The organism is Pseudoalteromonas obscura, from assembly GCF_030135505.1.
GTDB lineage: Bacteria > Pseudomonadota > Gammaproteobacteria > Enterobacterales > Alteromonadaceae > Pseudoalteromonas > Pseudoalteromonas obscura.
Window position 1 is genome coordinate 586,775 of sequence record NZ_JASJUT010000002.1, and the last position, 14,426, is coordinate 601,200.

Here is a 14,426-nt window from a genome sequence, read left to right on the forward strand (position 1 = left end):
AAAAGGCCGGTATCGCCGGCCTTTTTTATATTTAGCTCACCAGCACTTTCGCAAGCATAATGGCAACCACAGAAACGGCCCAAACTAACGCGAGGTATCGGGAAAAGCGCAGAATGACCCATATCAGCAGTGGCGTAACCAAAATCGTTAGTAGCTCGAAAAGCCCTGCGCCAAAGATACCGACTCCACTGAGCCAAATTGTGAACGTAACACTAAACACAACAACACATTGGCTGCGTTGCATGCTGTCTAATTTCGATATGCTAGACCAAAACCGACTAAACTGAAGCACCTGTTTATTGGTATCAATCAATAACGTCCCCCACCAGAGTACCGCAAATAGTTGTGCCATAATCACATAGTAGCTCTTTAAGTCTGGGCGCTCAGTGACGATTACCCATGTGCACCAATAAGTGAGTATCGTCAGTCCAAATCGCCAGATCAGAACCCATGGCTGCTCCATAGCCCACTGTAACCAGTATGTGTAGGTTGATATTCGCTTAAGCTTAACTCCTTGATAATTGCTTGGTAGAAACAAAGAAAGCAAGAGCATTGTAAACAATCCAGCGTAATACACTGTGATCTGCTCGATAAACAACGCCATTCCAAATGCGCTAACTAACACCGCAAACAGAGATATTGGCCGATACAAGAGCGTCATTGCAAGAGCAAGTTGTGCCGCCAAAAAAAGTAGTAAATGAGGAACTTGCATCACATTTTGCCAACCCATCGCTAGCGCCATTGCAAGTGCAGCTAAAAATAGCACATGACACATTAACAGTAGCCCTTGATCAGCAATCCACTTATGAAGCCGTGAGGTTAATATCGAACTATGATAGTTTCGGTGTGCGGTATCCAATACTGCGCTTTTTAAAGTTTGCAGTAGTAAACTCTGTAGCAACAAAAAACCAAAAGTGACCCGTATCACCTCTGAATCCGTTTCGTATTGAACAATTTTCCCCAACGCGAAAAACACACCCATTGCCAAACTCGGCACATATATGAAAAACAGCGTGCCAAGCAAGAGTGAAAATTCTGCCAACTGCTGGCGAAGTGCTTTTAGTTCAACCCGAAATGCATTTAAACGATATCGATAATAGTGAATCAAGTTTCCCCCTAACTAGCAAACAAGGGTTGAGACACAAAGCCAATATCCCAAAATGGCGCCGGTTCGTGGCAGCTGATCAACAGTTGCCCTTGATAACTGTGTAAATAGGTCAATAGTTTTTTAAGGCTTTGATGATCGAGAGCCGCGCTGGGTTCATCTAAAATCATATAAGGAGTTTGGCGCATCAGCGCATTGATCAACTGCAACTTTTTTTGATTACCTGAAGACAGAGCTGCATAGGATGTATCTAGGAATGGTGTAAATTGCAACATTTCTATTAGCGCTTCAGGAAAAGTGCATTGCCAACTCTTTTGTGTCATGGACAACAGCTGTCTAGCGGTTAAAAATTCTGGGTATGCGATAGCATCAGATGCCAATGCAACTTTAGTTTGGGGCGACTCGATGAGGCTACCATCATAAAGAATTGTCCCTTTATAAGCTCGGTCGATGCCTGCAATCAATGTAAATAGCGTGCTTTTCCCCAACCCATTGGGTGCTTCTAGACAAACTTTTTGAGCTTCAAATTGAGCCTGATAGTTTTCAAAAATGGGTTTATGAATAAAAACTTTGGTTAAATTTTCTATCTGAATCATATGTGAGCTACTTGTTCTTTTTAGCAAATACTAACAAGCACCTCACCAATGTAGGAACAAAAAAGTGTTGCAAAACATATCAGGCTGGTAAAGTTACAATGTGTTCATCGCTCTGCCCACGTGCTCACTATAAAACGTCTCTATCGCGCCACGTTTTTGCATTGTGACGAAGACCTGACGCCCAGACTCCCCCCCAAATGCGATATTAGTCGGAAACTGGCCTTTTAGTTTTACGGTGTTAACCATTTTGCCTTGCGGTGATAGGATCACCACTTCACCTGCGCCATAACGTGCGATATAGAGATTTCCGCGCTCATCCGTGCGCATACCGTCGAGACCATGGTCATCAAATTGATAGAACAGCTTAGCCTCTCCCAATTGCCCGTTTTGCAAGATGGCAAATGCCCAAATGCGCCTTTGCACACTTTCATTTACATAGAGCACCGCGTTGTCAGGACTCACCTCTATGCCATTAGTGGTACCCATATTCGCTTTTAATCGCTCGACTTGACCATTAGTGCGAATGCGCCAGACCTGGCCATTACCCTCTTGCCAATTGGGGTCGCTCGCATACAAGGTGCCATCATCTGTGATTGCGATGTCATTTGGCTGGTTCATCTCTGGCTCATGGGCAAACACAGACACTTTTTTGTCTGGTGTTATTTGCAAAATATTATGCTGCTTGTAATCCGCAACATACATGTTGCCACGTCTGTCAAAACGGATCCCATTGCCGACGCTGCCATTAGGCAGGTTGACGTACAAGGACGCTTGGTTTTGCGCAACAACTTGTCCTATGGTGCCTTGCTCGGCATAGTTAACGGCATAAAGCCCCCCCTGTTTATCGACAGCTGGCCCCTCAATCCCAGTAGTAAAGACGCCATCATCAACCCAATCTTGCGCTTGATATAATGGTAATTTCGCTTGTTCGGTACTTTGGCAACCAACCAAAGCCAGCATCAACATTGCACAGCTTACTATCGCCTTCATCTCTCGTTCCTTGTCCAAAAAATTCAGTATGCAACCTGTGCCTAGCATTGTGAATTGAGATTTCTTCACGCAGTTCGCTTGCTATTTAGAATAAATATCGCACTTTAAATATCACGCTGTCTTCATCGGGCTTGGTCCAATTTTGTTTAACGCCCTCAAGCCAAGCTTGTTGACCGATTTGCGTGCGATCTAATGATGTTATATCACGCCCACCTCGGCGATAAACCAAATAAATATCAGAATAGGCCCCTAATCGGTAGCGTAACTTAAACTGAGACATCAATCGTTTATCCTCAAAACTGGTGTCTACTTGATCACGCTTATGCAACATGCCCTCTTGTATCATAAAGACATCTTTGCTCATTGCCTCTAATACTGACCACTGCAAATTCGTTGATAATTCCAAGTTATTTGCCAGCAATGCACTCACCTCTATAGAGTTAACAAAATATGTACGATCGTATTGTGTGATTTGATTGCGCTCATTTGCGACTAACCACCCATCGCCGCGACGGAAAAAGTTATTAAATTTTAAATTCCAGTTTTCATGGGGCATCCATGTCATATCAAGTGCATACTGCTGTGCGTGCCCAGATAACCCCTCTTGGTCGTATTCAATACTCGCTGCCCAACTAAAATCTCCAATGTACGGGCTTTGGTACAAAACTCGACCTTCAACCGCATCAGGTTGCATAAAAGCCTCACTTTGCGCGCCAATATTGTCTTGCCAACCAGTATCAAGATAGTCAAGATGCACAGTCCATTGCGCCCCATTCGCCATCATGAACTCTGTTCTATACCCTTGTTTGGCAGGTAGTTTTAAACCATTCGCATTGGCTTCATAAGACACCTCAAGGGTGTGCTTAACTCGAGTTAACCAATCATTGCCAATATTCTTTGCATGACTCAATTGCAGCCTGGCATACTGCCAATCATTACGTTTCATATAACCCATATCTCGGTTATTAAACTGCTGATTTAAGCGTAGATATTGCCCGGACATACTGGTGTTTGGCGAAAACTGGTAGCCAATATTGAGAGAGCCGCCATGTCCTGTCTGTCGCGCTTGTTCATCGGTTTGACTGAGCAACAATGCACTTTGAATCGACCACCGCTGGCTTTGATATTGACTATCCCATGCCATGCTTTGTGCCTGCCTGTTGAGCCAAGGCCGCTCTACATGCGTCGCTAAAATACCAGTACGCCAATTTGCAGTGCGATAACTATACCTCCCTGCATAAAAGTGCTTACCTACTGCGTTATCTAAACTATTTTCTCTTACTGCAAAAGCTCCCCACTGATTGTGTGTACCTTGATGAACAAACCGGACTGCGCCATCAATTGGCGTGATCAGCTCTGTACCATCGTCACTGCCAGCACCAATTCTTCTGGTATGGATCAACTTAGTGTCTTGCAAAACATCGACATTAAATACGCTAATATCTTGAGTGAAAAAAGGCCTTTTATCTGTTCTTAAAGTCTCTACCGCCGAGTAATTCACATCCACATCATCACTGTCTACTTGTGCAAAATCTGGGTTAACAGCCACTGATAGAGTTTGGTTGTGGGACGGTTTATAAAATAAATCAAACCCAGCATCTGACTCACGCTGTTTATTTTGACGCTCAGTAAAGTGATGTTGATGTGTCACATAGGGAACAAAGCTCAGTTGTGTTTGTGCGGGTATGTGTACCTTAAACTTGGGCATATTTAGAAAAAAGTCACTGTTACCGAGCGTCTGTTTTTGATTTGCATATATCTGGTTAGACTTTAATTCATACAGTTGGATCCCAACACCAATTGACGCAAGGCCTGAGTGCTCCCTATTGGGAGAAAAGGAGACACTGTGCCAAGGAATAAACACTTCGTTACTCCAATAAGTTTCATATTCATAATAGGCACTTTCCCAGTCGCCATCCCAGTCATGATCCGTCGTTCGCTGTGCGGTCACCACAGCATCCTGTCTGCCACCTCCAAGCGTAGTTGCAAATAAGTATGCACTGCTACCATCACCAGAAAAATCTAGGTAAATTCGGTTGAACTCAGCCTGCATAAAACCATCTTGTAAATTGAACTGTTTTTTGCGACTTTGTTGATCTTGGTAGTTGACAATGCCAATGTAAATTCCGGCTTGATCCACAGTTATTTTTGCACTGACTTTATTCTGATATGCCTCGTGAGTTGCCGGCACCACCTGAAAAAAAGTTTCAATGTGCTGCGCTGTTTGCCAAACCGGCTCATCAAGTTTGCCATCTATAATCAGTGAGCTTGCATTGCTTACAGAAATATTTGCACCAATAAGCAAAGCCCCTAAACCCCAGTTAAACGCCCTCATGCAATTTCCCCTTTTGTATAGAAGGCTGTTATATAAGCAAATATTTTGCGTTTAAAAGCTTATGGTTTTCTGAAAAATAGTTTTAATTGGCTGAACAAGATTGACTTTAACCTGAACATGGTTACCTTTGGGTTGAGCCGAATATGACAACAAGGTTGAAAGATGGATCGTGAAAACACTGCTGTTGATGACAGCCCAATACATGCTAGTACACAAACAACCACCCGCTTTCAATTTGCCCATTGGCAATTTTTTAATGACAAAGATGAACTGCATGATATGCAAGCACAGTCTGTGACTAAATTAGAGCCACAAGTTGCCCGCCTGTTGACTCTCTTGATCGCACAGCAGGGCCAAGTCCTTACCAAGGAAACACTGAACAAGTTGTTATGGCCAGATACCATTGTAGAAGCCAATAGCCTTTATCAATTGTTAACCAAACTCAGAAAAGAGTTGCAGGACAATGCCAAGAACCCAAAGTACATTAAAACCGTACCTAAAAAAGGTTACTTGTTTTTACCTTCTGTGTCACCGATAGAGACATTGGAGCAAGCGACACTGGTTGCCACTCAAAATTTGGTTACCACGAGTCAGATACCTAGCTCAAAAACAAACCTATACAAATCTATGCAGTTACTGATGGCAAAAAAGCGCAACTGGGCACTGACACTGTGTGCAGGTGCCTGCTTTAGCACCATTGCATTTTTATCTTCCGCACCGGATACAATAGAACCAACACAATATGAGCGTGAAGATATTACCTATGAATTAGGTGTCGAGTTTAATGTCGCCGCACATATGCAACATGATTTGCTAGCTTATATTGAGCAATTTAATACCTTAAAAATCACGACCAAAGCAGGCCAAAATCAATATTCTCAAACTTTTGATACCCGTATTGCACACCCAACTTGGCACCCGGATAAAACAAAGTTGGCATTTTGGCAGTATCAAAATGATATGTGCGTTTTGCATATCAATGATGAACAAGCACGCAGTATACACAGCAGCTCGCCCATCCCATGTCACTTGATTCGCCCACCTGTTTGGCAATCTGATAACGAATTGATCTTAACCGTTAGTGACAAAACAGGTAACAGCGCTTACTTATATCGTATTGAACAACAACAGCTAGTCAAAATCCCCTTACCCCAAAAGTCAGATGAGAGCTATATTGGCGCAATCCGCGCCTGGGAAGATCAAGTTTACTATGTCATTGTCGATGCCGACCATCATTCTCGGCTGGTCAGCTTGGATGGCAACATTCATATGACTTGGCCTTACCCTCTTTGGTTATTTAACTTCGATCCAGCCAAACAAAGTATTGTCAGTAACGATGGTAGCGCTCACCATAATTTAGTCGCGAAATTGAGAAGCGGCCAAACTTACCCTGTTTTTGCTACATCGCAAGGGATGTTTACAAATTTGTCTATTGATAAAAATGGAGACATATATACAGCAGCGGAAACCTGGCAAGTGAATATTCGAGATCAAGATAACCTGCCCATTTTTTCTAGCTCCAGTCATGACTTTCTCCCAGTGACGAATCCATTAGGTGAAACCGTCTTTATGTCACGTCGAACAGGTCAATGTGAGATTTACTTGCATGCGAACAACCAAGTAAAGCAACTTTCTTTCCATAAGGGATACAAATACGTTAACTTTTTAGCCTGGGATCCGCTATTTAGTAAGATCCTTTCAAATCGAGACAACGAATTAGTACTTTATAATCGAGAAGATGTCCTAGTTAGCTTTGACAGTCAGCATACCAGCGCTCCCCATCAATTTGGCTGGCTTGACGCGCAAAATATTTGGTCCAGTGATACAGAGTTTGTACACACCTTTAACTTGGATGGAGATCTGCTGAGAAAAACCAAGTTTGCTTCTGATTTTTTAATTTTTGATACCAAACAACAGCTCTGGATAGTGCTACAGGGCAACACACTATTTCAATCACAATCGCTGACCAACTTCAACGCGCATAAACGACTTGTATCAGAGCTACCCAGTGATGCCGTGCACATGATTAAAAACCCACGGTTGATTAATGATACGCTTTATTGGCAATCTACTTGGTCAAAAACAGACATCATCTGGAAATTGCCGTTAACGGCACCACACCAAGTCACAAAATTAAAGCAGGAGCCTCTAATTTGGCACTATGATATTGCTCCGGATGGCGCACTAAGAGTTGCTAAAATGGAGTCTGTTGAAGCGGATATAAAACGCATTAAACCTCAACCGAAAAAAACCTGACAAAAAAACCTTTAAGCCAGCTGCAATCAGCTGGCTTGATAAACTTACAAATCAGTATAATCCAATCCCATTCTCCACAATCATTCCACTTTTTCATGATAAAAATATCGCGATATAATTAAAAATAGTGAAATATACATGATGCGCTCTAAGTATTTGGTATTATCCATGCCATTTTTGCTCACTGCCTGTTTAGATAGCAGTGACAACCGACTCGATATCATAACGCCCGAAGAAACCGTGCAAGTCGACACAGTGCCTAATGTCGCGTTAACTGAGATCAAAACACCCCAACATACTCTTTACCAACCAGGCCAACCTATCTCACTGGACTATTCAATTAGCTCAGAGTTGTTAGAGACTCAAAACATTGGTGTTACCTTTATGGCAATTCCAAAAGACAAAGTCGCGCAGCTTGAAACAGAAGATAAACCCGAAGGTTTTAACCTTGGAGTTCATCACATTGCTCAACTAGAGTCAGGTGCACAAAGCTTCACTGCATCTTTAATGTTTCCAAACCAGCAAATGCCAAGTGGAGAATACTTAATCGGTGCGTATGTCGACAGTGCAAAGATAATTGTCGATGAAGCAAACCTAGACGACAACCGCTCACGCGGCCATGCAGACAATGATTTAGTCACCTATGCTCAAATCACCATGGATGCCGCTCATTATCATGACTTCGTCCTCGATAAAGCCACTGTTGGTGACGGCTTTGCGATGTTTCCAGATATAGGGCAGCGCGAAACTGAGTCTGAAGGTAACCCTAGCCAAAAACACTCTGATATCATCGGTCATATCGACGCCAGCAAATTTGGTAACACTGCAAATGCAGCCGATGTGAGCGCTGAAATCATCATTGAAGACCAAGCGTACACCGCGCACTTTTGGCAAGAAGGCAAAGAGCATTACGCTGAAAAAATGCGTATTACATTTGCCCAATTTGAGCAAAGCCATTACTTCCCATATGACATTGCCATCAATGGTGCTCTTTTACATAAAATCCAGCAGGCATTTGATCCAAATTCGAGCGAGAATACCTTGGATATTCGCTTTACACTCCACGATACCTCAGAATTTGATGAAGCTGATACCAGCAATAACTCCTTCACACTTGAAGTCCCATATAGCCTGTACCAAGATACAACGCCAAGTGATGAGCTGCTCAAAAAGCATAATTTACCAACCAACACCACAGCATCAAATCGCGCCGCTCGTAGCGCTCCTACAGATGAAATGGGGCTGACCATCAGTCAACAAACCTCAGATCAGTTTGTGCTTCTAGACCTGTTTGGCAACACCTATGGTGATAAGTCCAAAGTTGCCGTTGTGCCTAGTTTCTTGTCACTTATCATTCTAAAAGCTACTGACGGAGGGTATGCATGGGCATCATCTGGTGGTGGTTTCGATTTGTACATGTTTGATGACAGCGTCAGTCTATTTTCCGCTGGAGCCAGTGGTATTGCCGACGGGGCAAATGGCACTCTTAGCTACTCAATGGGTGTATCTCTATTAGGCAAGTCTTTAATTGCTGAATCAGACTCTGTTACAGCTTTGGATGAAAGCTTTAAACATGACTGGAGCGAGGAACAGAAACTATTTTCGACCACCTTTACCATAGCCATTGTTCCTGTCAGCGTGTCCGCTGGTATCAAGGGAGAAGTTGGTGTTGGTACGGAGCTAAAATATGCAGATCAACGCTTTAGCATAGGCGGCGATATACTTACTGCAAGCTTAGACGCCTATGCTACAGCTGGCATAGATTTGTTGATTGCCAGTGGTGGCATCGGCATCGACTTTTTAATTATTTCAGAGACTCTGTCTGCCACTGCCTACACAGACATCAGCAAAGCTATCAGCGATTCAGAGATAACCTACGGCATTGATGTCAGCAATCACATGAAAGCCATCGAAGGTGAACTCTACCTGTGGGTTAAATATCCAGGCTATGAATTCTGTTGTTCATTCCCAACCAAAACAGCAACAAAAACCCTCTATGACACAGGAGCTTTGTATAATAAAACATGGCAAATGCTGGACTATAGCGACAGTTTTAAATTTTAACCGAGTAAAGTATGAAACGGGCAACCCCTTTATTACTTTGCACATTAACACTGCCATTTGGCAGTGTTAATGCCAGCCAAGAGTGCGCGCGCTGGGGCGAATTTTCTACGCATGCAAGTACAAATATGACCACTCTCAATGCACCAAGTCAAAATAAGCTCTCTGTTACCGGCGATCTGGTCTTCAGACCACTGCTCAAAGACGAAAAATTTTATTGGCTAGGCTTGCAGCTGTCGTCTGCTGAATTACAGTTGGACAACACCCCAATTCAAGCTCAATACTATCGCGTTCCTTTTGCAGTCAAAATTGCTGCAACATCCGGTGATATTTTAGATTACCACTTTGGTGCCAAGCTTAAACCAGAAGATGAACAAAAACTGGTGGCAATTTACCAACAGTTTCATATTGAACATCTCCAGAAATATGACTTGCAGTCACCAAAAATTATTCAAGAAAGTGACAATTTAGGTCGCTATCGAGTTCGATATCAGACGCTTGCTAACAGCGCCGTGCAAAAACAAAAACTCGATTACACTCTAACTACCCAAGGCACCCAGCTATTTGCATTTAAGAAGCCGAAAATAAAACAAGATTTATTCACCTTCAAGACCTCAAAGTGCTGGATAAGTGAACTGCAAGGGTATAATAATACCGTCGTTGAAAGTGATAAGGGCGATATCAATATCAATGTTTCTCAAACCATTCGCTATATGCAGAAACAAGCTCCTATCCCCACCAACATTGCTTTAATGTCTTTGCCACTTTCACCAGCTAAATGGCCGATATTGCCACTAAATAGTGTTTATCCAAAACCACGTCCAGTGCCACTAGATAATGCTAAGATATTTACCCAGTTATTGTTACAAAAAGATCTGCAAGCTCTATCAAGCGACGCCCTCTTACAGTTGCTATATGACAATCAAATTTACTTGAGCACGCTGCACAATTTGATCAAACAAGGGGCATTTGCAGACAAACAGCTGAGTCGTTTATTGCTAATGATAGGAAAGAGCGACTTTGACTATGCCCATCAATTACTGACGGATCTATATCTCGACACAGAACTGGATGCCAACCAGCGCTTTCGCAGTTTAATGGCGCTCAAATACAGTGAACAACCTCTGTCGGCTGAGCTGGTAGATAAGCTTTACAGCCACATCGATAGTTCCGAGTTAACCGCAATCGATGAAAAACTCGCGCGCACAGCGCTGATGGTGCTCGGCGTAATAGCGAGCAATCAAACGGGCAGTGAGTTTGCGCAATCACTGACTGAATCATTGGCTGATAGACTCATCACCACACGAGATAATAAAAAGCAGGCAACCTTGTTAACTGCACTGGGGAACAGTGCCGATCCAACACACCAAGAAAGCATCTCAAAGTTTTTGCGCAGCGATGATGCTAAGCTCCGTGCAACGGCAGCACAAGCCCTGGGCAATATGCCCAATGAGATCAGTTTGGGTTACTTAGAAAAGTCACTGCAAAGAGAATCTGATCAGCAGACACAGCAAGCATTGCTATCTGCAATGGGTAATAATCAGCTAAATGAAACTCAAGTTAACAAAGTGATTCTGTTTGCGCAAAAACAGCAAGACAACACTGTCCGCGTCGCTGCAATCAATGCTGCTGCGAAACAAATTGGCCACAATCAAGACGTAGTCGACAAACTCAAGCCACTACTTAAGCAGGAGCGTGACCAACAAGTGCTCAGAGCGCTTATGAGCGCGATTCACGGTAATAACTAATACAACAAAGGGCATGGATGCTCTTTTTCTCTTAGCCCTCACCAATCACCCTTTAAGGCCAACGAAAACCAATCTACTGGTAAATAGTAAAAATAAAATCAAAAATCAAAAATCAAAAATCAAAAATCAAATATATAGATTAGGAAAAAGTGATCTGGAAAAATAAAAAAGGGAGCAAGAAATTCAGATATTTATAAGAAGAAATAGAGAATGCATTGAGACATAAATGGCGGAGTGGACGGGACTCGAACCCGCGACCCCCGGCGTGACAGGCCGGTATTCTAACCAACTGAACTACCACTCCGCAGTGGTATGTATATGTTCTTTAAGATATCAAATGGCGGAGTGGACGGGACTCGAACCCGCGACCCCCGGCGTGACAGGCCGGTATTCTAACCAACTGAACTACCACTCCGCAGAGATATCTTTTTACGCTAAATGGCGGAGTGGACGGGACTCGAACCCGCGACCCCCGGCGTGACAGGCCGGTATTCTAACCAACTGAACTACCACTCCGCAGTAAGCGTATTGTCATATTTTTTTGCTAAAACACTATAAAGCCAAATGGCGGAGTGGACGGGACTCGAACCCGCGACCCCCGGCGTGACAGGCCGGTATTCTAACCAACTGAACTACCACTCCAAGTGATTTAGCTTGCTTCTTTAATTAAATGGCGGAGTGGACGGGACTCGAACCCGCGACCCCCGGCGTGACAGGCCGGTATTCTAACCAACTGAACTACCACTCCAAAGAAGCAATGCACATAGTGTGTAAGCGGTTGGCGGAGTGGACGGGACTCGAACCCGCGACCCCCGGCGTGACAGGCCGGTATTCTAACCAACTGAACTACCACTCCAGCTTACATCGCAATACAAAATTAAATGGCGGAGTGGACGGGACTCGAACCCGCGACCCCCGGCGTGACAGGCCGGTATTCTAACCAACTGAACTACCACTCCGCGATAACTTTGTATCTCACTGACAAGGTGTGCTCCCTGACAGCGGCGTGAATAATACGAATGACCCCTTTCAGAGTCAACTATTTTTTTGAAAAAAACTGTATTTTTAACGAGAAATGCCGTTACTCGATGAAAATTACGTCACCTTGTATAGAACTCAATCAAAAATGTAACCTTGCGATATATGCTCACATAGCATTGCCGCAATAATTTGTATCTATTTATCGTTTGTCTTCAGACATAGATAAATTTAACACATCGCCTGAATCAGAATCTTTATCCGCAGCCTTTTGCTCTTCTTCATCTAACTCATCAATATCCATTTGTGGCTTCTTCTTTAAAAACGGAATTGAAGTAGGTAATGGAATCGAGAATTTGATCGGTTTCTTTTGCACTAATACTCGAATTGCCAACCAACCAAGCAATAACACCAACAAATTGCCAACCAATACAATTGAGACGATTAAGCCCGTATTGGTTTCTGGCTCTTTCGGCTCTGGTTCACCCAAAAGCTCAGCAGGTGAAATGGGCTTCGTCAGCTCAGGTACCTTTTCGATGGGGCGTTCAATCTCAAAGTTATAATCAGGGATCGCCGCCATAAACTCACGACCATTGATATTTTCCCCAAACGCAGACAATTGAATGCTGTAACGACCCCAATCATAGTTTTTTATTTGCAACTGACGATAAAAGCGTTCAGCTTCATTGAGGGTAAACAATTGCTCTTCACCATTTGGGTATAAAATTTTTCCCTGCAAAATAACGGTTTCTGGCTTAACAATTTCTCGGTCTAATTTGATAAGCAGTTCATGCTCGAACTCTTCGTCATCGGCCAATTGCAGCTCAAAGCTAAATGGTGGCTCTGCAATGACAATTGGGTCTTTAACAACTCGCCTTTTTAAAATGGGAGTTTCAATAAAAAACTCGGGTTGCCATTCCCCAGCTGGAAAAACCAGCTTAAATTCGCCAGTAAATACCCCATCAAGAGGGCGTTCGTCGAAATCGCGGCCATCATCTTTAAATTCAGTGACACTTTGAGTACCCGCGCCAAAATTAGCATACTGCTCGTTATTGGTACTTACAAATTCAACGTATAGAGTGACAACATCGCGAAAATATCCGACATCAATTGGCTTACCATCATTGGTTACCCGCCCGTTCACCTTTAGCATTTCACCGCGAAACAACATAGGTGGTAAAGGTTCTACAGCCAGCTCAATCTCTCCAAGCACCATGATCCGGCTATCTTTTAGGATCTGCCCTAGTACCTGCCAAGGGCCAGGCATAGGTTTATCTATAATGATGAGGTCATAGCTGATTTCGTCGTACCACTCCAATGCCTCATCCTTAACGGCATGAATAGAATAAATCTTGCTGCCATCAGGCCGAACCAGCACAACAGCGGGGGCGCCAGGAGCGCGAAAGAAAAGTAATGTAATTTTGTCGACATTGTGGTCAATTCGAAATCGATTGTCTAGCAGTGGAATTTCATTTGATACACCATCGCGTTTAAGTACGGTTATATCTGGTGTTTCAGCGTAAGCTTGCCAACCTACAATTATTAACAACACTGCTAAGCAAATTCGCATTTATGTTACCTCGTTATTGTTGCCATAGGCTTTGTCCACATGCCTTGTTGACGATTTCCATCCTATCTCGATGTGCCAGCTCTTCTTCTTCACTTGCATGGATCACGCGCAACTTAGGCCTATCTGCGGCCAGTCGCCGGATCCCACCTGAATTTTCCTGTTGCCCGCCTTCAAGTTGCTGAGCAAGATTGAGCTTTTTCTGCCCACCAGTCATTGCTAAATAAACATCTGATAAAATCTCAGAATCCAGCAATGCGCCGTGAAGAGTACGCTTTGAGTTATCTATATCATAACGTCGACATAAGGCATCAAGACTGTTCTTTTGACCAGGATGCAACTTACGCGCCATTACTAATGTATCAAGCACTTCACATACATCATTTGTGGTAGGAAACCCTTGATTCAACATCGCAAATTCGTGATCCATAAAACCGACGTCGAACGGAGCATTGTGAATGACTAACTCAGCCCCTTCAATATAGTCTAGAAACTCTTGAGCAACTTGGTGAAAGTATGGTTTACCACGCAAAAATTCATTTGTAATACCGTGAACATCAATGGCTTCTTCTTCGATGTCTCTTTGCGGATTGATATAGACATGAAAATTATTGCCCGTAAGACGCCTGTTAACCAATTCAACACATCCAATTTCGATGATCCTATGTCCGGCCTTGGGATCGATGCCGGTGGTTTCTGTATCCAGAACTATCTGACGGTTTACCATGGTTTATGATCTCTGTAATTCATTTCTCAGTTCAAGTGCCCATATTAACCCACTTTTAGGTTT

General features: G+C 43.3%; 9 protein-coding genes and 7 tRNA genes. 3 read left to right on the forward strand and 13 right to left on the reverse strand.

Features of this window, described 5'->3' with window-relative positions:
• Positions 1-31: 31 nt before the first annotated feature.
• The 4 genes from QNM18_RS06785 to QNM18_RS06800 all read right to left on the reverse strand — a co-directional run bounded on the left by QNM18_RS06785 (position 32) and on the right by QNM18_RS06800 (position 5,026).
• A complete protein-coding gene (locus QNM18_RS06785; RefSeq protein WP_284136720.1) occupies positions 32-1,108 on the reverse strand; it encodes a DUF6136 family protein in 1,077 nt (358 codons plus the stop codon).
• A gap of 8 nt (positions 1,109-1,116) precedes the next feature.
• The gene (locus QNM18_RS06790) at positions 1,117-1,701 is read right to left on the reverse strand and encodes an ABC transporter ATP-binding protein (protein WP_284136721.1); all 585 of its coding nucleotides are present in this window, start codon (positions 1,699-1,701) and stop codon (positions 1,117-1,119) included.
• A 93-nt stretch (positions 1,702-1,794) separates the two neighbouring features.
• The gene (locus QNM18_RS06795) at positions 1,795-2,691 is read right to left on the reverse strand and encodes an SMP-30/gluconolactonase/LRE family protein (protein ID WP_284136722.1); all 897 of its coding nucleotides are present in this window, start codon (positions 2,689-2,691) and stop codon (positions 1,795-1,797) included.
• Between the two features lie 85 nt (positions 2,692-2,776).
• Positions 2,777-5,026 carry a DUF5916 domain-containing protein gene (locus tag QNM18_RS06800; protein WP_284136723.1) on the reverse strand — a complete coding sequence of 750 codons (2,250 nt, stop codon included), beginning with the start codon at positions 5,024-5,026 and terminating at the stop codon, positions 2,777-2,779.
• A gap of 162 nt (positions 5,027-5,188) precedes the next feature.
• On the opposite strand from QNM18_RS06800, the gene QNM18_RS06805 reads away from it, so the two are divergent.
• From QNM18_RS06805 to QNM18_RS06815, 3 genes are all read left to right on the forward strand, one after another.
• Positions 5,189-7,282 carry a winged helix-turn-helix domain-containing protein gene (locus tag QNM18_RS06805; RefSeq protein WP_284136724.1) on the forward strand — a complete coding sequence of 698 codons (2,094 nt, stop codon included), beginning with the start codon at positions 5,189-5,191 and terminating at the stop codon, positions 7,280-7,282.
• Positions 7,283-7,420: 138 nt separating this feature from the next.
• Complete coding sequence (locus tag QNM18_RS06810) at positions 7,421-9,346, forward strand: hypothetical protein (RefSeq protein WP_211009862.1); 1,926 nt, start codon at positions 7,421-7,423, stop codon at positions 9,344-9,346.
• Between the two features lie 11 nt (positions 9,347-9,357).
• A complete protein-coding gene (locus QNM18_RS06815; protein WP_284136725.1) occupies positions 9,358-11,091 on the forward strand; it encodes a HEAT repeat domain-containing protein in 1,734 nt (577 codons plus the stop codon).
• A 227-nt stretch (positions 11,092-11,318) separates the two neighbouring features.
• Here QNM18_RS06815 and QNM18_RS06820 read toward each other — a convergent pair.
• The 9 genes from QNM18_RS06820 to dnaQ all read right to left on the reverse strand — a co-directional run bounded on the left by QNM18_RS06820 (position 11,319) and on the right by dnaQ (position 14,363).
• Positions 11,319-11,395: transfer RNA gene (locus tag QNM18_RS06820), tRNA-Asp, on the reverse strand.
• A gap of 34 nt (positions 11,396-11,429) precedes the next feature.
• Positions 11,430-11,506, reverse strand: a tRNA-Asp gene (locus QNM18_RS06825).
• A gap of 24 nt (positions 11,507-11,530) precedes the next feature.
• Positions 11,531-11,607 (reverse strand) — tRNA-Asp (locus QNM18_RS06830).
• A 49-nt stretch (positions 11,608-11,656) separates the two neighbouring features.
• Positions 11,657-11,733, reverse strand: a tRNA-Asp gene (locus tag QNM18_RS06835).
• 29 nt (positions 11,734-11,762) lie between these two features.
• Positions 11,763-11,839, reverse strand: a tRNA-Asp gene (locus QNM18_RS06840).
• A gap of 31 nt (positions 11,840-11,870) precedes the next feature.
• Positions 11,871-11,947 (reverse strand) — tRNA-Asp (locus QNM18_RS06845).
• 26 nt (positions 11,948-11,973) lie between these two features.
• Positions 11,974-12,050: transfer RNA gene (locus tag QNM18_RS06850), tRNA-Asp, on the reverse strand.
• Positions 12,051-12,271: 221 nt separating this feature from the next.
• On the reverse strand, positions 12,272-13,639 hold the full coding sequence (locus QNM18_RS06855; protein WP_211009864.1) for a TIGR03503 family protein: 1,368 nt from the start codon (positions 13,637-13,639) through the stop codon (positions 12,272-12,274).
• 13 nt (positions 13,640-13,652) lie between these two features.
• On the reverse strand, positions 13,653-14,363 hold the full coding sequence (gene dnaQ / locus QNM18_RS06860; protein WP_284136726.1) for a DNA polymerase III subunit epsilon: 711 nt from the start codon (positions 14,361-14,363) through the stop codon (positions 13,653-13,655).
• Positions 14,364-14,426 lie beyond the last annotated feature (63 nt).